Source organism: Jannaschia sp. 2305UL9-9 (assembly GCF_041403465.1).
GTDB lineage: Bacteria > Pseudomonadota > Alphaproteobacteria > Rhodobacterales > Rhodobacteraceae > Jannaschia.
Window position 1 is genome coordinate 1,068,198 of the sequence record NZ_JBGEHM010000001.1, and the last position, 21,897, is coordinate 1,090,094.

At 65.4% G+C, this 21,897-nt stretch carries 24 protein-coding genes and 1 tRNA gene; 18 read left to right on the forward strand and 7 right to left on the reverse strand.

From position 1 onward, the window contains the following. Positions 1-8 precede the first annotated feature (8 nt). The gene (msrB, locus tag V6N07_RS05200) at positions 9-413 is read left to right on the forward strand and encodes a peptide-methionine (R)-S-oxide reductase MsrB (protein ID WP_371154570.1); all 405 of its coding nucleotides are present in this window, start codon (positions 9-11) and stop codon (positions 411-413) included. A 95-nt stretch (positions 414-508) separates the two neighbouring features. Here the strand turns inward: msrB and V6N07_RS05205 are convergent, their stop codons facing one another. Beyond that, the gene (locus V6N07_RS05205; protein WP_371154572.1) at positions 509-1,015 is read right to left on the reverse strand and encodes a cupin domain-containing protein; all 507 of its coding nucleotides are present in this window, start codon (positions 1,013-1,015) and stop codon (positions 509-511) included. Then, positions 1,005-1,484: an outer membrane protein assembly factor BamE gene (locus V6N07_RS05210; protein ID WP_371154573.1), complete on the reverse strand. Its 480-nt coding sequence runs from the start codon at positions 1,482-1,484 to the stop codon at positions 1,005-1,007. Before V6N07_RS05210 ends, V6N07_RS05205 begins: the two co-directional genes overlap by 11 nt. A 131-nt stretch (positions 1,485-1,615) precedes the next feature. Here V6N07_RS05210 and V6N07_RS05215 point away from each other — a divergent pair, with 131 nt between their 5' ends. The 8 genes from V6N07_RS05215 (at position 1,616) to V6N07_RS05250 (ending at position 7,614) form a co-directional block, all read left to right on the forward strand. Further along, positions 1,616-2,170, forward strand: a complete 555-nt coding sequence (locus tag V6N07_RS05215; RefSeq protein ID WP_371154575.1) for a DUF177 domain-containing protein — start codon at positions 1,616-1,618, stop codon at positions 2,168-2,170. Between the two features lie 408 nt (positions 2,171-2,578). After that, the gene (gene rpmF / locus V6N07_RS05220) at positions 2,579-2,782 is read left to right on the forward strand and encodes a 50S ribosomal protein L32 (RefSeq protein ID WP_371154576.1); all 204 of its coding nucleotides are present in this window, start codon (positions 2,579-2,581) and stop codon (positions 2,780-2,782) included. A gap of 41 nt (positions 2,783-2,823) precedes the next feature. Beyond that, complete coding sequence (gene plsX / locus V6N07_RS05225) at positions 2,824-3,909, forward strand: phosphate acyltransferase PlsX (protein WP_371155389.1); 1,086 nt, start codon at positions 2,824-2,826, stop codon at positions 3,907-3,909. Then, entirely contained in the window at positions 3,906-4,877 is a 972-nt protein-coding gene (locus V6N07_RS05230) for a beta-ketoacyl-ACP synthase III (RefSeq protein ID WP_371154577.1), read from the forward strand. The genes plsX and V6N07_RS05230 overlap by 4 nt, the downstream gene beginning before the upstream one ends. 151 nt (positions 4,878-5,028) lie before the next feature. Beyond that, positions 5,029-5,331 carry an integration host factor subunit alpha gene (ihfA, locus tag V6N07_RS05235; RefSeq protein WP_371154578.1) on the forward strand — a complete coding sequence of 101 codons (303 nt, stop codon included), beginning with the start codon at positions 5,029-5,031 and terminating at the stop codon, positions 5,329-5,331. A 3-nt stretch (positions 5,332-5,334) separates the two neighbouring features. Next, positions 5,335-6,336 carry a MerR family transcriptional regulator gene (locus tag V6N07_RS05240; protein ID WP_371154579.1) on the forward strand — a complete coding sequence of 334 codons (1,002 nt, stop codon included), beginning with the start codon at positions 5,335-5,337 and terminating at the stop codon, positions 6,334-6,336. A gap of 61 nt (positions 6,337-6,397) precedes the next feature. After that, positions 6,398-6,474: transfer RNA gene (locus tag V6N07_RS05245), tRNA-Pro, on the forward strand. A gap of 69 nt (positions 6,475-6,543) precedes the next feature. Continuing rightward, a complete protein-coding gene (locus V6N07_RS05250; RefSeq protein ID WP_371154581.1) occupies positions 6,544-7,614 on the forward strand; it encodes a 2'-deoxycytidine 5'-triphosphate deaminase in 1,071 nt (356 codons plus the stop codon). A 14-nt stretch (positions 7,615-7,628) separates the two neighbouring features. Here the strand turns inward: V6N07_RS05250 and V6N07_RS05255 are convergent, their stop codons facing one another. Further along, the gene (locus V6N07_RS05255) at positions 7,629-8,387 is read right to left on the reverse strand and encodes a DUF3445 domain-containing protein (RefSeq protein WP_371154582.1); all 759 of its coding nucleotides are present in this window, start codon (positions 8,385-8,387) and stop codon (positions 7,629-7,631) included. A 78-nt stretch (positions 8,388-8,465) separates the two neighbouring features. On the opposite strand from V6N07_RS05255, the gene dddP reads away from it, so the two are divergent. Continuing rightward, entirely contained in the window at positions 8,466-9,812 is a 1,347-nt protein-coding gene (gene dddP, locus V6N07_RS05260) for a dimethylsulfonioproprionate lyase DddP (protein ID WP_371154583.1), read from the forward strand. Between the two features lie 29 nt (positions 9,813-9,841). On the opposite strand, the gene V6N07_RS05265 is transcribed toward dddP, so the two are convergent. After that, a complete protein-coding gene (locus tag V6N07_RS05265; protein ID WP_371154584.1) occupies positions 9,842-11,191 on the reverse strand; it encodes a mechanosensitive ion channel domain-containing protein in 1,350 nt (449 codons plus the stop codon). A gap of 294 nt (positions 11,192-11,485) precedes the next feature. On the opposite strand from V6N07_RS05265, the gene V6N07_RS05270 reads away from it, so the two are divergent. Next, on the forward strand, positions 11,486-12,721 hold the full coding sequence (locus tag V6N07_RS05270; RefSeq protein ID WP_371154585.1) for an alpha/beta fold hydrolase: 1,236 nt from the start codon (positions 11,486-11,488) through the stop codon (positions 12,719-12,721). A gap of 33 nt (positions 12,722-12,754) precedes the next feature. Here the strand turns inward: V6N07_RS05270 and V6N07_RS05275 are convergent, their stop codons facing one another. Together V6N07_RS05275 and V6N07_RS05280 are read right to left on the reverse strand one after the other, a co-directional pair. After that, positions 12,755-14,245 carry an ATP-binding protein gene (locus V6N07_RS05275; RefSeq protein WP_371154586.1) on the reverse strand — a complete coding sequence of 497 codons (1,491 nt, stop codon included), beginning with the start codon at positions 14,243-14,245 and terminating at the stop codon, positions 12,755-12,757. Beyond that, positions 14,242-16,140, reverse strand: a complete 1,899-nt coding sequence (locus V6N07_RS05280; RefSeq protein ID WP_371154587.1) for an AMP-binding protein — start codon at positions 16,138-16,140, stop codon at positions 14,242-14,244. The genes V6N07_RS05275 and V6N07_RS05280 overlap by 4 nt, the downstream gene beginning before the upstream one ends. Positions 16,141-16,264: 124 nt before the next feature. Between V6N07_RS05280 and V6N07_RS05285 the strand changes: the two genes are divergently transcribed. The 7 genes from V6N07_RS05285 (at position 16,265) to argE (ending at position 21,123) form a co-directional block, all read left to right on the forward strand. Continuing rightward, positions 16,265-17,626, forward strand: a complete 1,362-nt coding sequence (locus V6N07_RS05285; RefSeq protein ID WP_371154588.1) for a TrkH family potassium uptake protein — start codon at positions 16,265-16,267, stop codon at positions 17,624-17,626. 91 nt (positions 17,627-17,717) lie between these two features. Continuing rightward, a complete protein-coding gene (locus V6N07_RS05290) occupies positions 17,718-18,146 on the forward strand; it encodes a TIGR01244 family sulfur transferase (protein WP_371154589.1) in 429 nt (142 codons plus the stop codon). Next, positions 18,143-18,523, forward strand: a complete 381-nt coding sequence (locus tag V6N07_RS05295; protein WP_371154590.1) for a ScnB-like protein — start codon at positions 18,143-18,145, stop codon at positions 18,521-18,523. Before V6N07_RS05290 ends, V6N07_RS05295 begins: the two co-directional genes overlap by 4 nt. Further along, positions 18,513-18,824: an SH3-like domain-containing protein gene (locus V6N07_RS05300; RefSeq protein ID WP_371154591.1), complete on the forward strand. Its 312-nt coding sequence runs from the start codon at positions 18,513-18,515 to the stop codon at positions 18,822-18,824. Before V6N07_RS05295 ends, V6N07_RS05300 begins: the two co-directional genes overlap by 11 nt. Continuing rightward, a complete protein-coding gene (nthA, locus tag V6N07_RS05305; protein WP_371154593.1) occupies positions 18,824-19,489 on the forward strand; it encodes a nitrile hydratase subunit alpha in 666 nt (221 codons plus the stop codon). The genes V6N07_RS05300 and nthA overlap by 1 nt, the downstream gene beginning before the upstream one ends. Beyond that, the gene (locus tag V6N07_RS05310; RefSeq protein WP_371154594.1) at positions 19,486-19,890 is read left to right on the forward strand and encodes a VOC family protein; all 405 of its coding nucleotides are present in this window, start codon (positions 19,486-19,488) and stop codon (positions 19,888-19,890) included. The genes nthA and V6N07_RS05310 overlap by 4 nt, the downstream gene beginning before the upstream one ends. Positions 19,891-19,962: 72 nt before the next feature. Then, the gene (gene argE, locus V6N07_RS05315) at positions 19,963-21,123 is read left to right on the forward strand and encodes an acetylornithine deacetylase (RefSeq protein ID WP_371154595.1); all 1,161 of its coding nucleotides are present in this window, start codon (positions 19,963-19,965) and stop codon (positions 21,121-21,123) included. Between the two features lie 12 nt (positions 21,124-21,135). Here the strand turns inward: argE and V6N07_RS05320 are convergent, their stop codons facing one another. After that, positions 21,136-21,789 (reverse strand): DUF2848 domain-containing protein, encoded by a 654-nt coding sequence (locus tag V6N07_RS05320; protein WP_371154597.1) that lies wholly within the window; start codon positions 21,787-21,789, stop codon positions 21,136-21,138. Between the last annotated feature and the right edge of the window lie 108 nt (positions 21,790-21,897).

Consider the following 21,897-nt stretch of genomic DNA (forward strand, 5'->3'; position numbering starts at 1 on the left):
GAAGCCCGATGGACAAGGTCGTCAAGACAGAGGCGGAATGGCAGGCCCAGCTGACGCCCGAGGCATACAAGGTGCTGCGCAAGCACGGAACGGAGCGCGCGTTCACCCACGAGAATTTCCCCAAGGGCGCCGGAACCTACATGTGCAAGGGTTGCGGCGCGCCACTATTCGATCAGGAACACAAGTTCGACAGCGGCACGGGCTGGCCCAGCTTCTATCAGCCTGTCGACGGGCTGGACAGCCGGACGGTCGATGAAAGCGTCGACACCAGCTGGTTCATGAAACGGACGGAGGTGCATTGCGCGCGCTGCGACGGCCATCTTGGCCACGTCTTTCCCGATGGCCCGCAGCCGACCGGCCTGCGCTACTGCATCAACGGCGTCGCCCTGACCTTCGAACCCGAAAGCGACTGACTACGATTACAACCGCGGGAAATCCGCGCCCCCTTCCTCCGGCCCGAAATACCTCGGGGGGCGCGGCAACACAGGGGGCAGAGCCCCCTACTGCCTCAGGTCTTGGCACCGCCGGTCGGTGTTTCGATCCGGTCGTGGTCCACGAGATTCCAGGGCAGTCCTGCCTGACGAAAGATACGCTTGCCTTGTCGGGGATAATCGCCAACGTCATGGGCAAGCCTTTGCCCCACGACCAGACAGCGCAGCGGCTCTGCCCCGGTGTTGACGATCGTATGGGGCAAGCCGCCGGCCCTGTAGCCGATGAAATCGCCCGGGCCGATTTCGACATGCTCCTCGCCGATCTGGGCCGTTGCCGTGCCCGCGATCACGTAGACGGCCTCGTCCTCGTGGTGGTGGACATGGAATTCCGTGGTCTCGTCACCCGGCGCGACCTCGATCAGGTGGATGCCAAGGCCGGTCAGGCCTGTGGCATCGCCCAGCGACTTGTTCACACGCCGCGCGGACGGGTTCAGGAAATGGGTCTTGGCCAGCCCCGCCATCCGCTCGATGTCGGACGCCTTCAGGACATAGCCCTCGGCGCCCTTCGGCGGCTCAGCCGTCATCGGCCAGGGCATCACCGATGCCGATGTTGCCGAAGTTGCGCAGCAGCTGCTGGATGATGCCGAATTCGCGGACGGAGCTTTCGGTGACCCGCCGCGAGAGAGAGACGACGCGGCCATCCTCGAGGCCGAATCTTTCGATATTGGCCACGGTTCCGTTTTCGGCAAAACTGATGGCGACCACCTGACGCTCGATCGTTTCAGGGGCGCGGTAGGCAAAGTTGCGCACGCGCGACTGCACGTAGTACCAGGCATCCCCCTGCAGGACACCGGACGCGGATGGCCGCCCGACCGAGGCGGCGACCGTGTCGCGCGTGTCGACCCCGACCGTCAGGGACTGCAAATCGGTTTCATCGGGCACATATCCGTGATTGCGGAATGTCGCGGCGCAGGCGGTCACGCCGACGATCAGAACGCACAGACCCGCAAACCTGATTGCGCCTGCGCGCAGTCTGCCCAATTGTCCAGTCATGTCGCCCGTCCCCACCCGTCGGCCGCCTGCCCGTTGCGGGGGGCGGTCTTTTCGCCTTATGGCTTAACGGGCCATGCAAGGGCCATCAAGCCCACTGACACCCGTCATCCCTCCGGAGCCGAGACCACCCGATGAAACCAGTCCTGTCCCTGAAACTCCGCCTCGCGGACCTGCCGCAACGCAAGGCCACGCAGGTGCGCCTGGTCCCGGACATCACCCAGCTGGAGGCATTGGCCGACAGGTTCGACCTCGATGGGCTGCGCAAGATGCGGTTCGAAGGCACGCTTGCCCCCGCCGGCGGACGCGACTGGCTGTTTTCCGGCAAACTGGGCGCCACGGTCGTCCAGGCCTGTCGCGTGACGACGGATCCGGTGACCACGCGCATCGATGAAGCGGTCGTGCGCCGTTATACGCCGGACATCGACGTCCCTTCGGAAAACGAGGAGGAGGTGGAGATGTCGGAGGACGACAGCATCGAACCCCTGCCCGAGGTCATTGAGATGGGCGCCCTGATGGAAGAGGCGCTGTCTCTCGCGATTCCGGCTTTTCCCCGGTCCGAGGCCGCGGACGAAATCGACCTGACTGCCGCACCACCGGGCGCCCAGCCTTTGACCGACGAGGCCGTCAAACCCTTTGCCGGGCTTGCGGCCCTCAAGGCCAAGATGGAAGGCAAGGACGAGGAATAGGCCCCCCGTCGCCCCTGACGCGAATGCCTACAGCAACATGGTCAGCTGCATGGTTGCCACGCCGAGGGTGAAAGCCGTGACCACGATGGCCAAGGTCGCAAGTGCCGTCTGCATCCGGTGTCCTGACGTGGTTGATCTCGCGACGCCGTGCGCCAATCTGTTTGTAGAACGTTGCCGGGCGCCGACTGGTTCACTCTTTTTCGCCGACCCGTGCGCTGCGGGCCCCTGTGCTGACGCCATCCGGGTTGCATCCCGGCGGAATCACTGTATGAGGCGCCCTCCGGTCCTGTGTAGGGGCGGAAAATCACTGGACCCTTGGCCGGATAGGCAATAGGGAACCACGGAAGATTCAATTGACACCGAGGGCCGTCTTTGGCGCCCCCTCCCGACTAGACTTGAGGTTGAGCCATGGCCGTTCCGCAGAACAAGGTCACCCCCTCCCGCCGCAACAACCGTCGCTCGCACGACAGCCTGCGTCCCGGCAATCCGGCCGAATGCCCCAACTGTGGTGAGCTCAAGCGCCCCCACCACGTGTGCGGTGCTTGTGGCCATTATGCCGACCGCGAAGTCATCGCGGCCGACACGGTCGAGCTGGACGACGACGTAGCCTGAGCCTTGGGCTCGCGCGACAGTCATTGGCACAGGAGGGGAACATCATGTCACGCGACATTGATGCCCCATCCACAGGCATGACAGACGCTAGCGGCGTTCTCTCCATCGATGCCATGGGTGGCGACCACGGACCTGACGCCGTGATCGCCGGCTTGGCACGTGCGATCCGCAAGACTCCCGCGATGCGCTTTCTGGTGCATGGCGACAAAGCCGTTCTGGATGCCCTGATCGCCAAGCGACGGGGCCTGTCCGATCATTGCACGGTGCGGCACGCCGCCGGAACCGTTGCGATGGATGACAAGCCCAGCCAGGTCGTGCGCACCGGCAAGGACACGTCCATGTGGTCCGCCGTCGAGGCGGTCAAGACCGGCGAGGCGCAGGTCTGCGTAAGCTGCGGGAATACCGGCGCCCTGATGGCGGTGTCGATGATCCGGCTGCGCAAGCTGCCGGGGGTCAACCGACCGGCGATCGCGATCCTCTGGCCGGCGCGGAACCCTCAGGGGTTCAACGTGATGCTGGATGTCGGCGCCGATATCCGGGCCGACGCGGACGACCTGCTGCAATACGCATTGATGGGCATGTCCTACGCGCGCAACGGGCTTGGCCTCGATCGGCCGCGCGTCGGACTGCTGAACGTCGGGACCGAGGAAAACAAGGGCCGGACGGAACTGCGCGAGGCGCATGACCTGATCGAAGCCAACGCCGACGCCTCCAGCTATGAATTCGTGGGCTTCGTCGAAGGCGGGGATATTCCCGGCGACCGCTGCGACGTGATCGTGACCGACGGGTTCACCGGGAATGTCGCCCTGAAGACCGGCGAGGGCACGGCGCGGTTCGTTCGTGACATGCTGGCCGAAGCGTTCAGCGCGACGCCGTTGTCCAAGATCGCGGCGCTGTTGGCCATGACATCGCTCAAACGGCTGTCCAAGCGGATCGACCCGCGCCGCGTCAATGGCGGCGTTTTCCTCGGTCTGAACGGGACGGTTGTGAAATCCCACGGATCGGCAGACGAAACAGGCGTGGCCGCTGCGGTGGCGCTGGCTTGGGATCTGTCGAAATCGGGCTTTTCCGACCGACTCCGTGCCCGCGTCGCGGCCGCCACAAGACCTCTGGGGGATGACGCTTGAAACGATCCATCATTCGCGGTGTTGGTCACTATCTTCCTGAACGGGTTGTTGAAAACTCCTGGTTCGAGAGCTTTCTGGAAACCAGCGATGAATGGATCAAGTCCCGCTCGGGCATCGAACGGCGCCACTTCGCGGCCGAAGGCGAGCTGACCTCCGATCTGGCGACGCATGCGGCACGCGCTGCCCTGTCGGACGCGGGGATGGACGTGACGGACATCGACGCGATCGTCCTTGCCACGTCGACACCCGATGTGACCTTCCCGTCGACCGCGACGATCGTACAAAACAAGCTGGGCATGACCCAAGGGTTCGCCTTCGACGTTCAGGCCGTCTGCGCAGGCTTCGTTTATGCGCTGACCAATGCCGATGCCCTGATCGTATCGGGTCAGGCCAACCGGGTCCTCGTCATCGGTGCGGAAACGTTCAGCCGCATCATGAACTGGGAAGACCGCACCACCTGCGTCCTGTTCGGCGATGGCGCCGGGGCCGTGGTGTTGGAGGCCGGGACCGGCACGGGCGGCCCCGAGGATCGCGGCATCCTTGCCACGGATCTGCATTCGGACGGGCGCTACCGCGATATCCTGCATGTCTCGGGTGGCGTATCCACCTCCCAGACCAGCGGGCACCTGATGATGGCGGGCAAGGAAGTCTTCCGCCACGCTGTCGAGAAGTTGTCGGAGTCGACACTTGCCGTGATGGCCAAGGGCGGGGTGACCGCGGACGACGTCGACCGCATCGTGCCCCATCAGGCCAATATCCGCATCATCACGCGCACCGCCGCGAAACTGAACCTGACGATGGACAAGGTCGTCGTGACCGTGGCCGATCACGGCAACACGTCCGCGGCATCGATTCCCCTCGCCATGTCGGTCGCAAAGGCGGAAGGCACGCTGAAACAGGGCCATCTTTGCGTGACCGAGGCGATCGGCGGCGGTCTGGCGTGGGGTGCCGTCCTGCTCCGCTGGTAGCCAAAGCGCGTTACGCCATAACGCCTTTCCCGGTTTCCGCCCGGCGCAATACGACGTATCAACTTCATCATCTAAGCCTCGGTGTTGACACGCCTTTCCCCTAGGGTGAAGCTGCGTCACGAACCTCAACCTACCCACGCGGGAGAATGTCATGGCCGGAAAAACGCTTACCCGAATGGATCTCAGCGAAGCGGTCTTTCGGGAAGTCGGGTTGAGCCGGAACGAAAGTGCGACCCTCGTCGCCTCGGTCCTGCAGCATGTCTCGGATGCACTGGTCGCGGGCGAACAGGTGAAGGTCTCCGGTTTCGGGACGTTTTCGACACGTGACAAGACGGCCCGTGTCGGCCGCAATCCCAAGACCGGGGAAGAGGCCCCGATCCCTCCACGCCGGGTTCTGACCTTTCGTCCGTCGCACCTGATGAAGGACCGCGTCGCGGCCGGCAATCAGGGCTGATCCTTGGCCACTCCTCCCGAGAAATCCGACGGCGCGTTCCGCACGATCCGAGAGGTTGCGGACTGGCTGGGCGTGCCGACGCATGTCCTGCGGTTCTGGGAATCCAAGTTCGAACAGATTGCCCCCGTCAAGGGCGCCGGTGGCCGCCGATACTACCGGCCCGAAGACATGCGTCTTCTGGGCGGTATCAAGGTGATGCTGCACGATCAGGGCCTGACGATCCGCGCCGTCAGCCAACGGATCGAAAGCGAAGGCGTGGCCCCGATCATGGACCTTTCGCCAGAGCTGGACATGCCCGAAGGGCCGCCCGCGCGCACGCGCCGTGTCATTCGATATGGCGAGTCCGGTGAGGCGCCCGCGACGACATCCACCGGCAGCAGCGCACGTGACAGCGACCCTGCCCGCGCGAAACCGGCCATTCGAGCGTCCGAGCCGGCGGCGGAACAGGGCGCTGAGGATGCGGCGGACACGTCCCGGCCGGACATCCGGCCCGATCCCGCGACACCGGTGGAGGATCTGCTTCCGGATCAGCCGGATGTCCCGACAGAAGGGTCAACGGCCCAGCCCGCGCCCGATTCACCGCCAGCGGAGGCACCGGCCCCGCAGCCGACCCCGGCCGGGCCCGATGATATCGCCCCGGACGAGGACGTTCCCCTGCCCGAGGCTCCGACCGATGAACCGCGTGTCACGGATGCGGCCCCCGCCCCCTCGCCGGACAGGGTGGACGATGCAGGCGACCCGGTATCCGAAACGCCGGAAGACGACGACGCGCCTCTGTCCGAAGATGTTTCGGACGATGACGAGGCCGATCCGGCAATCGAGCCGGATTCGCCGGACGCGGCACACCCCGTGCCCGTGCATCCGACGCGCGCGGCGCTTGAACTGGCCCGACGCGCCGGTGACATTTCCCCGACCGACAAGATGCGTTTGCGGCGTGTCGTGCGCCGCTATCGCGCCCTGATCGAGGAAATTACCGAAGACATGGCAGACAGGGACGCAAGCTAGGATGCCAAACGGGATTTTACGCTTGCGCCCCCGGTATTCCGCCGTATGTATGCCGCCAAGTCGGGCTATGGCGCAGCCTGGTAGCGCGTCCGTCTGGGGGACGGAAGGTCGCAGGTTCGAGTCCTGCTAGCCCGACCAAAACGAAACGCCCCTCCCCTGACCGGGGTGGGGCGTTTCGCTTATCTGACCGACGCTTTGGGGGGCGGCATGGCATATCCGACCGGTGTTCTCGCCAGCCAGCAGATCGAGGCAATGATCGCCGCCGGGGCGATCGACGCCCCGCCCCTTGCCCCCGATCAGGTCCAACCGGCCAGCCTTGATTTGCGCCTCGGGTCCGTTGCCTATCGTGTTCGCGCGTCTTTCCTGCCCGGCGCGGGGCGCGGCCTGACCGATCGTCTGTCCGAATTCGAGATGCATCGCATCGACCTGACCGATGGTGCCGTGCTGGAAAAGGGCGCGGTCTATCTTGTGCCGTTGCAGGAAACCCTTGCCCTGCCCGCAGGCCTGAGCGCCGTTGCGAATGCCAAGTCGTCAACCGGGCGGCTGGACCTGCTGACACGCACCGTCACCGATGGCGGGACGGAGTTCGACCGGATCGCGCCAGGCTATCACGGTCCCCTCTATGCCGAAATCTGCCCGCGCAGTTTTTCCGTTCTCGTGCGGCCGGGAATGCGCCTGAATCAGATCCGGTTTCGCGCAGGCGAAGCGGTTCTGGAGGACGACGCCCTGCGCGACCTGCATGCGCACACCCCGCTGGTCGATGGGACAGCTGTCATCGATGACGGACTTGGCTTCTCCGTGGATCTGCGCCCCGGCGCGGGCAATCTTGTCGGATGGCGGGCCAAGCCGCACTCGGGCGTCATCGACCTTGACCGGATCGGCCAATACGCCCCGTCCGACTTCTGGGAGGCGATCCGCACCGACCGCCAGCGCATCATTCTCGACCCCGGGGCATTCTATATCCTCGTCAGCCGCGAGGCCGTGACGATCCCCCCGGCCTTTGCCGCCGAAATGGCCCCGTACCTTGCAATGGTCGGAGAGTTCCGCGTTCACTACGCAGGGTTCTTCGATCCCGGCTTCGGTCACGGAACCCCGGCCCGCGGGGTGTTGGAGGTTCGCTGCCACGAGGCGCCCTTCGTGCTGGAACACGGGCAGGTCGTCGGACGGCTTGTCTATGAACGCATGTCCGAGGTCCCCGAAACCCTGTACGGGCAGGATATCGCGTCGAACTACCAAGGTCAGGGCCTGAAGCTGAGCAAGCACTTCGCAGCCGACTGACCCGACCTTTCGGCCTATCGCACCGGACAGGTCGCCCGCTGATCAGGCGTCAGCCGGTGCAGCGGCACCACCCATGTGTGCACGGCGAACAGAACGGTATCCGGAACCGACAGGCGCAGCACCGTCTGACGTTCGCTGCGCAGATACCGCGCGCGCTCGGGCGCGGGGCGCGGTCCAGTTTCCGAACGCGGCTGGTGCAGGGTCGCATCGGCATAGCCCAGCACGTTGGCACGCCACATGGGCCGCCCCGGACGCACCCGGTCGAACAGACGTTGCACCCTCTGCGCCATCTGCGCGTCATAGGGCGCGACAGGGGTGTGGATACGTGTCAGCGGGCGACCGATCTTTTCCGACAGGGTCCAGGAGGCCGGAAAGCACAGCACACCGGCGGTCAGGACATGCTCCGCCTCATCACGTTGCAGGATCAGCAGATCCTCCTGCAGCATCGCGCCCAGCACGTGCAAGGGCGGCGCATCCATCGGAACGCGCGCCCCATCGGGACAGATGACACTGCCCCCTGCCCGGCTGAACCCGGCGGGCAGCGCGTCCATGACCATATCGAACAGGGCCGTTTGCGCCGCTTCACTTCCCGGACAGGTCTGTACGACCACCTCGGGCTGCGTCGACAGCAACTGCCGACGCAGGGCCATCTGACCGGCATAGACGTCGTCCACGACGATCCAGTTCCCCTCCACCGGGCGCATTCCGGGCATCCGTGACAGGGCCGGGTCCGTCCAAGGCGTGAAGGGCAGGCTGGCTTGCGTGATCTCCAAGCGACATCTCTCCTGTCGGGAAAAGACGCGAAACGCTGCGCCGGCACGATCACCCTGATACAAGAAGGAGGCGCTGCGATGAAGGACCATTACCGCGATATCCGCAAGATCGACCCCACGCACGGAACGCATCTGGCGGACGGCTTGGCGAACCATTCCAACCGCCTGGAGATCGGACCGACCCTCTTGGCGTATCGCGAATGGGAAGCGGCCGGCTTGTCACTTCCCGATGTTTCCGCCATGCGCGCCCATCGCCTTGCGCGTCTGGTCGCGGGCGTCGCGGCGCGTGGCTATGGCGGGGTCCTGATGTTCGATCCGCTCAATATCCGCTACGCGACGGATTCGACCAACATGCAGCTTTGGAACACCCACAACCCGTTTCGTGCGGTTCTGGTCTGCGCCGACGGACACATGGTGATCTGGGACTACGCCAACGCCGTCTTCCTGAGCGAATTCAATCCGCTGGTGCGGGAACGCCGGGCAGGCGCGGATCTTTTCTACTTCGACCGGGGCGACGGGTTGGAACAGGCGGCAACCATCTTTGCGGGCGAAGTGCGCGACCTGCTGGCCGATCATGGCGGTGGGACCATGCGGTTGGGAATCGACAAGCCGATGATCCACGCGTTGCGCGCGTTGGAAGGTCTCGGCATCACCGTCTTTCCGGGCGAGGAATTGACCGAAAAGGCGCGATCCGTGAAATGCTTGGATGAAATCCGCGCCATGCGCTGCGCGATTCACAGCTGCGAGGCCGCCATGGCCGAGATGGAGACCTTTGCCCGCGCCGAGATACCCAATGGCGGCGTGACGGAAAACGATGTCTGGGCGGAATTGCACAGATCGAACATCAAGCGTGGCGGCGAATGGATCGAGACGCGCCTGCTGACCTCCGGCCCGCGCACGAACCCGTGGTTTCAGGAAAGCGGCCCCCGCGAGATTTCGGAGGGTGAAATCCTTGCCTTCGACACCGACCTGATCGGGCCCTACGGCATGTGTGCGGATCTCAGCCGTACGTGGTGGATTGGCGATGACATACCACCCCGTCCCGACATGATCGATGCGATGCGGCACGGGCATGAGCATATCACCCGGAACATGCAGGGGCTGCGCCCCGGCCTCGGCCTGCGCGATCTGACGATGAACACCCATTTCCTGCGGCCCGAATTTCAGGCGCAGAAGTACGGCTGCCTGATGCACGGCGTCGGTCTTTGCGACGAATGGCCCCTGATCGCCTATCCCGATCGATACGTCCCCGGCGCCTTCGATGACTATGTCACGGAAATCGGCATGACCCTCTGTGTCGAGGCGCTGATCTCGCCCGAAGGGGGCGATTTCTCGATCAAGCTGGAGGATCAGGTTGTCATCACGGAAGACGGATTTGAAAACCTGACATCCTATCCGTTCGATCCCCGCCTGATGGGCGTCTAGCGATGCGGGATGACTGGGCCGCTGCTCCTCTACTCGCTGGGGGCTGCGTGGCTCAGCAGGTCATCGCCCGCAGTCACGCGTCGCTCCTCCTCGACCATGCGTTCGATGGTGGTATCGGCCGTCACATCTTCGGCCGTCGGGGGCGGTGATGCCGGCGTGTCCTCTTCGGACACCACGAGCGCTTGGGCCCGCTTCTCCGCATCCGGCAGGTCGATGACCGGCAGGCCCCCACCCACGAGGTTGAGGCGATAACTCGGCTCCGGCAGGCCGATCCCGGCCTGTGTCAAGGCCGCCATCACCACGCGCAGCGCCTCGCCCCGTGCGACCGGATAGCTGCTGTCATGCTGATTGATCCATGCAAGGAACTCCATCGAGACGGTCGAATCCCCCGCCTCTTTGATCCAGACCTGCGGCGCCGGCTGCGCAAGAACGAAGTCCAGACCGGCCAGTGTATCCAGCCCGATGCGCCGTGCCTCGGCCAGATCATCGTTCGGATCGATCCCCAGAACGAAGGAGAAGCGACGCTCCGCGTTGCGGGTATAGTTGATGATCTTGCCCTTGAAGACGAAGCTGTTGGGCAGGCGCACGTGATTGCCGTCCGCATCCAGCAGGATCGTTGCCCGGCTGGTCAGGCGGATCACCGAACCGGCGCTGCCCTCGATGTCCACGTAGTCATTGGGCCGAAACGGCTGACGCAGGGACAGCATGACCGAGGCGATGAAGTTCTCGACCGTGTCGCGGACAGCAAAGCCGACCGCCAGACCGACGATACCCGCGGCCCCCAGCAGACCCGTCAGCACGGCGGTCGCGTTCAGGATGTCCAACGCCACGACAATACCGGCAAGAACGAACACCAGTCGCAGGACCACGCGATAGATATCGGCGATGAACGCATTGGGCGCCAGACGGCGCCACGGCGCCTGCCACCGGGCAAGGGCCACGCCCAGCATCATGACAAGCGCACCGGCAAGTATCGCCACGACCAGCAGGGGAAGATAATCGACAACTTGCGACATGCGCGATTTGAACCGGTCGAGGACGGGATCCAGCCGCTGTGCGACATCGGTGCTTTCGGTCACATCGTTCTCGATCGCGACAACACCATCGACGCGGGCCGCCAGCTCATCCAGCCGGGGGATGGATTCGCTGTCCAGCACCTCGCCCGTGAAGGTCACGATGCCTTCGCGGACGGACACGCCGACGCCGTCGTATCCGTCCAGTTCCGCGATGATCGCCTCGATGCGACGTTCGATCGCCATGTCACCGCGACCATCCTGCGTGACCGAGATCGTCCCGGACGGCTGCGACGCCTCCTGCGCGCCAACCGGGAGGGACCAGACCAGAATGCACACGAGGAGGAGAGAAAGACTGCGGAGCACGGCACGACCACTTCTTGACTTGGTTCTGCCTGCCAGAGTGGCGCACCGCTGATCGACGTCAACCCCGTGTTCCGCCCGCCGTTCGCGGCGACCTTGCCCGCCACGTCGCTATTGCGCCCGCCCTGGCCATGCATCGGGGCGCCGGCGCAGGGCACCCATGTCACCTGCGCACCGTTCTCTCCCGGACGTGAGGCAACGGGCCCGCCCCTGTCACCGTTGTGTGACGACGGGTCCGCGGCGGTTGCGCCGCCCTGCCCTGCACGACCATGTTGTGCGCAACCGAAAGGACGACTCATGCCGACCGAACGTTTCACATTCGCAGGCCACGACGGCAGCCAGCTGGCCGCCCGGCTGGACCTTCCGGAGGGGCCTGTCGGTGCGACGGCCCTGATGGCCCACTGCTTCACATGTGGCAAGGACATCCCCGCCGCCCGCCGCATCGCCACGCGCCTCGCCTCCATGGGGATCGCGGTGCTGCGCTTCGACTTTACCGGCCTCGGCCATTCCGAGGGCGAGTTCGAGAACACCTCCTTCACCTCCAACGTCGATGACCTCGTATCCGCCGGACAGGCCCTTGCCGACCGTGGCCTTGCGCCGCAGATCATCATCGGCCACTCCCTCGGCGGGGCGGCCGTGCTGCGCGCTGCGGGGTCGATCGCATCATTGCGTGCGGTCGTGACGATAGGTGCGCCGTTCGACCCCGGCCATGTCACGCATAATTTCGGCGGCGCGCTGGACGACATCGCCCGTGACGGCGTGGCCGAGGTTCAGCTGGGTCCACGCAAGCTGCGCATCGGTCAGGCATTTGTCGAGGATGTTGCAGGCGCCAAGTTGCAGGACGCCATCGCTGGCCTGAACCACGCCCTGCTCGTGCTGCACGCGCCCCGGGACGAGACGGTGGGCATCGAAAATGCGACCCGCATCTTTACGGCCGCGAAACACCCCAAAAGCTTCGTCACGCTCGACGATGCGGATCACCTGATCACGCGCCCTTCCGACGCAGAATATGCGGCGGATGTCATCGGTGCCTGGGTTACCCGCTACGTCGACGTCACGCGCCCGGCCCCGCCGATCGGCGCGCCCGAAGGCGTCACCCGCGTGACCGAGGCCGATCCGAACGGATTTGCACAGGACATCGTGGCCGGGGGCATTCACCATATCCGCGCCGATGAACCCGTCGCCTATGGCGGCACGAACCTCGGCATGACCCCGTATCAGTTTCTGGCCGCGTCGCTGGGCGCCTGCACGTCGATGACCCTGCGCATGTATGCCCGGCGCAAGAAATGGCCGTTGCAGCATGTCTCGGTCGACGTGACCCACGACCGCATGCACGCGCAGGATGCGCCCTCCGCCTCGGAACGGATCGACAGGTTCCGGCGCATGATCACGTTGAAAGGGCCGTTGACGGATGAACAGCGGGACCGCCTGTTGGAGATCGCGGACCGTTGCCCGGTACACCGCACCCTTGAAACCGGTGCGAGCGTCGAGACGGTCCTGCTGGCAGATGACCCCGTGACGCAGGAGGTCTGACGGCGCGCCGCCAGCGACCTTCCACCTGGTTCGTCAGCCGGTCTGGGCGAGTTCGGCGCGCATCTCCTGCAACCGCCCGAGACACATCTTGGCTGCGATGCTGATCGCCTCTTCATCGCCCTGACGCGTGACCTGATGAAGCCTACGGGCCGCTTCCTGCGTCGGCAGCGCGCCTATCGCGCCCGCGAGTGACAAGAGGATATGCGTCTGAGCCCGGATGACGCCCAGATCGCGATCCTCGATTGCCTCGGACATGGCATCGGCCACGCCAGTCAGGTCCTCCTTCAGACGGCTCAGCAGGACATCGCCCTGATCGGGGCCTGCCGCGGCCATCAACTCGGCCAGTGTCGCATAGGAAAACGGCGGCGCGCGCTCCGGCGCCCAGTCTGCCGGGTCCGGCGCACTTTGAAGGTAGTGATGGACGACCTTTCCGAAGGTTTCGATCGTCCCAAGCGGTTTGGCGAGGATGCCATCGGCCCCCGCCTCGAAGATGGCCTCCCGGTTGTCGCGCAGGACATAGGCCGTCATCGCCACCATCACCATCGGCGGGGCAATGCCGCGGGCTTGGCGCAGACGTTCGGACCGGATCACCTCCAACCCGCCGAGACGTGGCATTTCGAGGTCGATCAGCGCGATGTCGAACCGTTCCCGGTTCAACCAGTTCAGCGCCTCGATGCCATCGGACGCGGTTTCGCATTCCGCACCCATATGCGCCAGCATTCCCCGCAGCAGGGTCTGGTTCGTCGCGCTGTCATCGGCCACGAGGGCCCGCACACCGCACAGGTTGGGGAGCGTCCCCTGCGGCTCGTCCGCCGCCCGCTTCCAGGATCTGGCAGGAATGTTCAGGGTGACGCGCGCGCCCCCTTCGGGAAGGTTGCGCGCCAACATCTGACCGCCCAACCCCTCGGCGTGGGCCGATGCGATATGCAGCCCCATGCCCGTGCCCGGCGCGCTGCCACCGCGGGTGGCAGGGTCGAACAGGCGCGGCAGAAGGTCTTCGGGAAAGCCCGGTCCATTGTCGCTGACACATAGGGAAAGGGTCCCATCGGGATAGATGGCCGCGCCCAGTTCCACCGTCCCGCCCGGCGCGTGCCGCAGGGCATTTCCCATCAGGTTGGCGATGATCCGCCTCAGCGGCAGGCTGGGCAACCTGATGATCTGTGGCACCTCGGGCGAGCGGCTCAACAGGACGCGCGTATTGGTCGGGCGCGAGGCCCCGTGCCAGCGCCGCAGCTCATCATCCAGAAACCGGTGCAGGTTCAGGACATCGACGCCGCCCGCCTCGTGGCTATCGCTGCCCGGTGCGCCCAGCAGCATTTCCTCGACCAGCCGGGCCAGCAGTTCGGACGCGACATGGATCCGGCCGATCTGTTCCCGCGCCGCTTCGGGCAGGTCATCAGGATCGATCAGCCGCAGACCGCCGATGACATCGGATACCGTCGCGCGGATATCATGCGCGAGCAGTTCGATCGGGTCCGGGGTCGGCACGACCCCGCCCGGGGTGGTTTTGCGGCGGTCCGTCACCGTGCCTGCGCCGACGCATAGCCAAGCGTGGTCAAGGCCGCGCCGATTTCATCCATGATTGCCGGATCGTCGATCGTCGCAGGCATTTTCCAGTCCGTTCCATCGGCAATCTTGGCCATGACGCCTCTCAAAATCTTGCCCGACCGCGTCTTGGGCAGGCGATCGACGACCACGGCCAGCTTGAAGGCCGCGACGGGTCCGATCTTGTCCCGCACCAGCTTGATGCATTCGGCGACGATCTCGCCCTCGGGGCGATCGACACCGCGGGACAGGATCAGAAAGCCCAGCGGCAGCTGTCCCTTCAGGTCGTCCGCCACCCCGATCACGGCACATTCGGCGACGTCCGGGTGGGTGGCAAGCACTTCCTCCATCGCGCCGGTAGACAGACGATGGCCCGCGACGTTGATGACGTCATCGGTGCGCGCCATTATCCACAGATACCCATCTTCGTCCAGCATCCCGGCGTCACCGGTTTCGTAGTATCCCGGGAAGGTCGTCAGGTAACTTTTGCGGAACCGCTCTTCGGCGTTCCAGAGCATCGGCAGGGTGCCGGGCGGCAGAGGCAGCTTGATCGCGATGGCGCCAAGGGTTCCCGCCGGGACGGGGTGCCCCCCCTCGTCCAGCACCTGAACGTCATAGCCCGGCATCGGTTTCGCCGGTGAGCCGATCTTGACCGGAAGATGCTCCAACCCGACGGGATTGGCGGCGATGGCCCACCCAGTCTCCGTCTGCCACCAATGATCGATCACGGGTTTGCCGGTCAGCTTGGCGATCCATTCGATCGTATCGGGATCGGCGCGTTCACCGGCCAGAAAGATGGTCCGAAGGGCCGAAAGGTCGTGCCCGGCCATCATCTCTCCCTTGGGATCGTCGCGCTTGACCGCGCGAAAGGCCGTCGGCGCGGTAAAGAAGGCCGAGACCTTGTGGTCCGAGATCACGCGCCAGAACGTCGAGGCGTCGGGTGTTCCGACGGGCTTTCCCTCGAACACGATGGTCGTGCAACCGTGGATCAACGGGGCATAGCAGATATAGCTGTGTCCGACGACCCAGCCAACGTCCGAGGCCGCCCAATAGACCTCGCCCGCCTCGACGCCGTAGACGTTCTTCATCGTCCAGTCGAGGGCGACGAGGTGCCCGCCGGTCGCGCGCACGACGCCCTTCGGGGCGCCCGTCGTCCCCGAGGTATAGAGGATATAGGCAGGATGATCGCCACGTACGGGCACGCAAGGGTGCGGTTCGGCGGCGGCGGCAACCTCGGCCCAGTTCACATCCCGTTCGCCCAGTGTGACCTCCAGACCCGGACGTTCCAGGATGAAGCACGTCTCCGGCTTGTGGGTGGCCATGTCGATCGCCGCATCCAGCAGCGGCTTGTAGGGAACGGTGCGGTTCGGCTCGATGCCGCCTGACCCGGCAAGCACGATCCTCGGCGTGGCGTCATCGATCCTGACGGCCAGTTCAGCCGAAGCAAACCCGCCGAACACGACGGAGTGGATCGCCCCCAACCGGGCACAGGCCAGCATAGCCTCCAAGGCTTCGGGCACCATGGGCATGTAGATAAGGACACGATCGCCGATCGTGACACCGCGCGCGGCCATTGCACCGGCAAGGCGCGCGACGCGGTCCTGCAACTGGGCATAGGTCGTGCGGGTCACCGTATCGGTGACGGGGCTGTCGTAGATGATGGCGACCCGGTCGCCGTTACCTGCGGCCACATGCCGGTCCACCGCGTTGTAGCAGGTGTTGACCATGCCATCGACGTACCATTCGGGCACCGGGCCGCCTTGATCGTGCAAGGCCCGACTGGGCGGCACGTCCCAGTCGATCGCCTTTGCCGCGTCCATCCAGAACCCTTCCACGTCGTCCCGCGCACGCTCCCACTCCGACGTCCATCCCATGAAACTGCCCCCCTTGATTGTCCCATGCGCCCGGTCTAGGGCCACGGTTACCGGCCGCGCAAGAGCGTGGGGAACCGTTTGCGCAACCATCCGTTGCGTTCTCTTGTCTGAACGGAGAGTAGAGATGCCTCGCTCCTCCTTCCGTCGTTCGGCCATCCGCGGCTGGGCCCGCTGGCGTCTGACCCTGTCTCAAACACCCGCACCGCGCCTTCTTCTGGTGGGATACCTCAGTTACATGCTGCTTGGATGGGCATTGCTGTCGATGCCCTTCGCGCAGACGGTGCCGGTCTCCGCCATAGATACGCTGTTCATCGCGACATCGGCTGTTTCGACCACCGGCCTCGTGACGGTGGATCCAGGCAGCAGTTTCACCTTCGCCGGAGAGGTGGTCCTTCTGGCACTGATCCAGATGGGCGGCCTCGGCTACATGACCATCGGGTCGTTTGTCTCCCTGCACCTTGCGCACCGCTTCGACCGGCTGCGCCGCCAGACAACGCGCAGCGCTTTCAACCTGCCTGACAGGGTGGATCCCGCCAGCTTTCTACGCGCGGTCGTCATCTTCACACTGCTGGTAGAGGTGGTCGGCGCGCTTATCCTCTATGCCTTCTTTCGAGCCGAGGGCGTACCGGATGCGGCATGGTCGGCAATCTTTCATTCGATATCGGCCTTCGCCACTGCAGGCTTCAGTCTCAATTCCAACAGCTTCGAGGACTTCTCGAACCATGCCGGCATTCTGCTGACACTGTCCGTTCTGTCGCTTCTGGGCGCGATGGGCTTTCTGATCGTGGTGGATTTCTGGCGCACGGTGCTGGGCCGGGCGCGGCACCTCGGCTTCACCTCCAAGGTGATCTGGCGAATTACCCTGTCGTTCCTTGTCGTCGGAACCGCTTTGATGTTCGTGGCCGAACCGACGTACCAGGCCCTGCCCCCCGAGGACCGCCTGCTGGCCGCCTTCTTTCAGGTGATGTCTGCCTCCTCGACTGTCGGGTTCAATTCCACCCCGACAGGCGCGCTGGCACCCGCGATGCTGATTGTGATGTTCTTCTTGATGGTCGTGGGCGCCTCACCTGCGGGCACGGGCGGCGGCCTTAAGACGACGTCCTTCGCGGCTTTGGTCGGTCTTGTCCGCTCGACCCTCAAGGGACGAGAGCGGATCCGCTACTTCAAGCGTGAGATCCCCTTGCCCCGGCTTCAGACGGCAACCGCCTCGCTAAGTTACTACGCCGCGCTGCTGCTGATGGCGACGTTCCTTCTGTTGCTGGCCGACCCCGGCCTTCCTTTCGATGCCGTGATGTTCGAGGCGATTTCAGCGATGGGCACGGTTGGCCTGTCAATGGGGATCACCGGCGACCTGACGGACCTCGGCAAGCTGGTCATCATCGTGCTGATGACAGCCGGGCGCGTCGGCATCCTGACCTTCGGCATGGCCCTGGCCAGCCACGACGAAAGCCGGGACGAAGAGGCTGACAACGAGCTGATACTGTAGGCAGTCCTGTAAACCCACGCCCCTTTACGCGGGCCCGGGCTACGGGCATCCTTTGGCCCGACCTCATTGCTTTGCCGGAGACTGGCCCCCAATGGACATCCGCCCCCTCGACGACGCATCTTCCGTTGCTCCGCAACTCGACCCGCAGGATCTTGCCGCGCTGGCCGCCGATGGCGTGACCACGATCATCTGCAACCGTCCGGATGCCGAGGTGCCGCCCAGCCATCAGGCCGCAGCGATGCAGGCCGCGGCAGAGGCCGCCGGCCTCGCCTTCGTGTTCAACCCCGTCTCGATGCCGAACCTGACGCTGGAAGCGATCGAGGAACAGGCCGATGCGATCCAGACCGCCGAGGGGCGCGTGGTGGCCTATTGCGCCTCCGGCACGCGCTCCGCGATCTTGTGGGCTATGGCCTCGGCGGGCAGGATGCCGGTCGATGATATCCTCGCGGCCCTGCGCGGCGCGGGCTACAATCTGGACGGGATGCGCCCGCAGCTCGTAGCGATGGAAGCACGGGCATGAGCGATCGGGGCACACCACCGGATGACGACGCGGGACGCCGCTGGCACGACATGGGCGGGCGCCTGCCCGGTCCCGGTGATCTGGCCGGCCCCATTCCCGGCGCGGATCATGATTTTGCCCTCTGGGAAAAGCGCGTCGACGCCCTTGTCATCCTGTCCGGGCTGAAGGGGGTCTTCACCGTCGATGGCCTGCGCAGGGTGCTGGAGGACATGGGCGAAGAGGCGTTCGAGACCATGACCTATTACGAACGCTGGGTTGCCGCACTGAACCAGAACCACCTCGAACAGGGCACCTATACGGTTGCCGAACTGGGCGCGCGCATGGCCGAGGTGCAGGCCCGCGGCGCGACCTATGGCACGGCATGCGATGCGCGCTAGCGCCCCGGATTCCGGTGCTGTGCCTGCGGGCACCTTGCCCCCCGGCACGGCCGTCCGTGTCCGGCGCATGGCGCCGCCCGGACATGTTCGGACCCCCGCATACCTACGTGGTCGGACGGGTGTGGTGGAACGGGTGCTCGGCCCCTTCGCGAACCCGGAACAACTGGCCTACGGGCACGCGGGCGAACTGCTTGCGCTCTATCGTGTGCGGTTCCGGCTGGGCGACCTCTGGGCCGATACGGACCGGCCTGACGATACCCTCGATGCCGAGATCTATGCCCACTGGCTGGAGGAAGCCTGATGCCCCACGACACGCCATCCGGCACGCATGACCACCACGACCATTCCGGCCTGTCGCCATCCGGGCACCCGTACCGCGCCGATCAGGACGGGCCCCTGACCTATTGGCAGACGATGGAGATCGCCATCCGGGAGCTTATGGTCGAAAAGGGCGTGGTGACCGAAGCGGAGGTTGCCGCCCAGGTCGACGCGATGGACGCGCGCAGCCCCGCGCAGGGCGCAGCCGTGGTGGCCCGCGCATGGACCGACCCCGCGTTCCGCGACCGCCTCTTGGCCGACGGTTCCGCCGCTTCGGCCGAGATGGGCTTCGATGTCGGCCCCATGCGTCTGATTGCGGTGGAAAATACCGCCCATGTTCACAACGTGATCGTCTGCACCCTGTGTTCGTGCTATCCTCGCAACCTGCTGGGCCTGCCGCCCGATTGGTACAAGTCCCGCGCATATCGCACCCGCACCGTGCGGGAGCCGCGCCGCGTGCTGTCCGAGTTCGGCGTGACATTGCCCGAGGGCACGACGGTGCGCGTCCACGACAGCACGGCGGACATGCGCTATATCGTGATCCCGGCCCGCCCTGCCGGAACCGAAGGCATGGATCCCGAAGCGCTTGCCGCCCTCGTGACCCGCGACAGCATGATCGGCACCGGCATCGCGAAATCCCCCGCATGATCAGCCACGTCTGCATCGGGATCAGCGACATGGAACGCGCCGCGCGGTTCTACACGGCCACCCTTGCGCCCCTCGGCTGGCAGGAGCGCGCGGTGCAGGACGATGGCGGCACGGCCATGCGGTGCTGGCACATCCCCGGCCGGATCGCGCCCCGGATCTATCTGGTGACGCCCATCGATGGCGGGGCCGCAACCGCCGGAAACGGCAGCATGACGGCCCTGATCGCGCCGTCGCGCGAAGCGGTGAACGACGCCTATCGGCAGGGTCTGGACCATGGTGGCACGGACGCGGGGCCGCCCGGCGTGCGCAGGCATTACGCGCCCGATTATTACGGCGCCTATCTGCACGATCCCGATGGCAACAAGCTGCATTTCGTGCATACGCCCAACCTGCTGGCCTGAGGCGACGCGCCCCGCTTGACCCCGCCCCCGCGACGGCGCACCTGTTCCGCATCGATCACCGGAAGGGACCCCATGCCGCAGCACCTGACAGCCCGCCAGATCCTAGACCGTCTCGTCGCCTTTCCGACCGTCAGCAGCGCATCGAATCTCGACCTGATCGACTGGGTCGAGGACTACCTCGCCTCGCACGGGGTCGCGGCGCGGCGGGTCTATGACGCGACAGGCACCAAGGCTGCGCTGCATGCGAATGTCGGGCCGCAGGTCGAAGGCGGCGTCATCCTTTCGGGACACACCGATGTCGTCCCGACCGAAGGCCAGAACTGGACCACCGATCCGTGGACGGTCGTGGAACGGGACGGCAAGCTTTTCGGGCGCGGCACATGTGACATGAAGGGGTTCGTCGCCCTTGCCCTGTCGATGGTGCCCCATGCCCTGTCCCGGGACCTTTCGCGCCCGTTGCAGATCGCGCTGTCCTACGACGAGGAGATCGGATGCGTCGGCGCACCGCCGATGATCGACGACATGGTGGCCCATCTGCCCCGTGCCGCCGCGGCGATCATCGGGGAACCGTCGATGATGCGGCCCGTGACGGGGCACAACGCGTCGTTGATACACGAAATTGCCGTTCACGGCTACGAGGTGCATTCCTCCAACCTGCCCCGCGGGGTCAGCGCGATCCACGAGGCCGGGCGCATCCTGTCATGGGTCAACGACCGCAACGCGATGCTGATGGCCGAAACGCCGTCGCCCATCGCGGCCACCTTCGACCCACCCCATGCCACCGTGCACGTCGGCATGATCCAGGGCGGCACCGCACACAACATCACGGCAAAGGATTGCACCTTCAAGCTGGGCTTCCGCGTGCCTGCGGGGGACGACATGGCGCGCCACGTCGCCGCGATGACCGACCATCTGACGGCGTTGAACGCGGATCTGCGTGCGCGCCATCCCGACGCCGGTGTCACATGGCAGGCCGGCGCGGAGGTTCCGGCGCTGAGCCCCGAACAGGACGGTGCCGCCGAGGCGTTGATCCGGCGCCTGACAGGCGACAACGGAACGCATGTCGTCACCTACGGCACCGAAGCCGGGCAGTTCCAGCAGCGTGGCTTCTCGGCTGTCGTCTGCGGACCGGGCGACATCGCGCAGGCGCATCAACCCGACGAATGGATCGCGGTGGATCAGTTCGAGGCGGGCGATGCGCTGCTGCGACGGGTGGTCGAAACGCTGGTCTAGCAGACCCGTGCGTCAGGCGATGACGGGCAGGCTGCGCGCCTCGTAGGTCATCGTGATCTCACGTCCCAGAACGGGGTCCGTCATCGTTGCACGAAACTTCGATGCAGGCCGCACGCCACCGATGGCCCCGAAGGTGCCGCACATCATGGCCGATCTGTCGGCCATCTGCACCCCCGCGCGCAACCCGTCTAGCGGCCGCAGACCCGAAAGCGCCCCGTCCTGATAAAGCACCCAGGCGCCCGTTTCCTCGATCCACGATCTGACCGTGATCTGATCCAGATGCCCCGCCACGCTGTCATAGGACCACAGCCCGGTGGAACAGGGCTTGGGGCAGACCTGCTTGGAGGCCGCGACGGAGGTCGCCTCCAACTCGCGGTCGGTATGGTCAGAGCCGAGGCCAAGCCACAGATCATCGCCCTGACGCAGGATCATGGGCTCCGCTTCACCGGAACTGTGCTCGCCCAGAACCTCGACCACGGGATCTGTCGTCAAGAGGCTGCGCGAGACGCGATAGTAGAGGGGCACCTCGCTGGGCGGCGCCACACCGATCGCGGCCAGTTCGTCGATATGGTGCTGCACCGCCGCCGCGTCGCGTCCGGTCCAGCCCGCGATGATCAACTGGTCGATGGTGACGTCCAACGCGCCGTGTTCCGTTTCAAACTGCATCGATGTCCCCTTGGCGATTTCGCGACAGGTCTGCGCCGGTCGGACGAGGTTGTCGAGGGGGCCCGGCATCAATTGCGCGCCGGACCCGGCGCCGCGGGCTGATCCTCC

Bases quoted from the DNA above. Each gene is read 5' to 3' on its own strand.
- msrB (WP_371154570.1), top strand. From the start codon at position 9: ATGGACAAGGTCGTCAAGACAGAGGCGGAATGGCAGGCCCAGCTGACG.
- V6N07_RS05205 (WP_371154572.1), bottom strand. From the start codon at position 1,015: ATGACGGCTGAGCCGCCGAAGGGCGCCGAGGGCTATGTCCTGAAGGCG.
- V6N07_RS05210 (WP_371154573.1), bottom strand. From the start codon at position 1,484: ATGACTGGACAATTGGGCAGACTGCGCGCAGGCGCAATCAGGTTTGCG.
- V6N07_RS05215 (WP_371154575.1), top strand. From the start codon at position 1,616: ATGAAACCAGTCCTGTCCCTGAAACTCCGCCTCGCGGACCTGCCGCAA.
- rpmF (WP_371154576.1), top strand. From the start codon at position 2,579: ATGGCCGTTCCGCAGAACAAGGTCACCCCCTCCCGCCGCAACAACCGT.
- ihfA (WP_371154578.1), top strand. From the start codon at position 5,029: ATGGCCGGAAAAACGCTTACCCGAATGGATCTCAGCGAAGCGGTCTTT.
- V6N07_RS05250 (WP_371154581.1), top strand. From the start codon at position 6,544: ATGGCATATCCGACCGGTGTTCTCGCCAGCCAGCAGATCGAGGCAATG.
- dddP (WP_371154583.1), top strand. From the start codon at position 8,466: ATGAAGGACCATTACCGCGATATCCGCAAGATCGACCCCACGCACGGA.
- V6N07_RS05270 (WP_371154585.1), top strand. From the start codon at position 11,486: ATGCCGACCGAACGTTTCACATTCGCAGGCCACGACGGCAGCCAGCTG.
- V6N07_RS05280 (WP_371154587.1), bottom strand. From the start codon at position 16,140: ATGGGATGGACGTCGGAGTGGGAGCGTGCGCGGGACGACGTGGAAGGG.
- V6N07_RS05285 (WP_371154588.1), top strand. From the start codon at position 16,265: ATGCCTCGCTCCTCCTTCCGTCGTTCGGCCATCCGCGGCTGGGCCCGC.
- V6N07_RS05290 (WP_371154589.1), top strand. From the start codon at position 17,718: ATGGACATCCGCCCCCTCGACGACGCATCTTCCGTTGCTCCGCAACTC.
- V6N07_RS05295 (WP_371154590.1), top strand. From the start codon at position 18,143: ATGAGCGATCGGGGCACACCACCGGATGACGACGCGGGACGCCGCTGG.
- V6N07_RS05300 (WP_371154591.1), top strand. From the start codon at position 18,513: ATGCGCGCTAGCGCCCCGGATTCCGGTGCTGTGCCTGCGGGCACCTTG.
- nthA (WP_371154593.1), top strand. From the start codon at position 18,824: ATGCCCCACGACACGCCATCCGGCACGCATGACCACCACGACCATTCC.
- V6N07_RS05310 (WP_371154594.1), top strand. From the start codon at position 19,486: ATGATCAGCCACGTCTGCATCGGGATCAGCGACATGGAACGCGCCGCG.
- argE (WP_371154595.1), top strand. From the start codon at position 19,963: ATGCCGCAGCACCTGACAGCCCGCCAGATCCTAGACCGTCTCGTCGCC.
- V6N07_RS05320 (WP_371154597.1), bottom strand. From the start codon at position 21,789: ATGCAGTTTGAAACGGAACACGGCGCGTTGGACGTCACCATCGACCAG.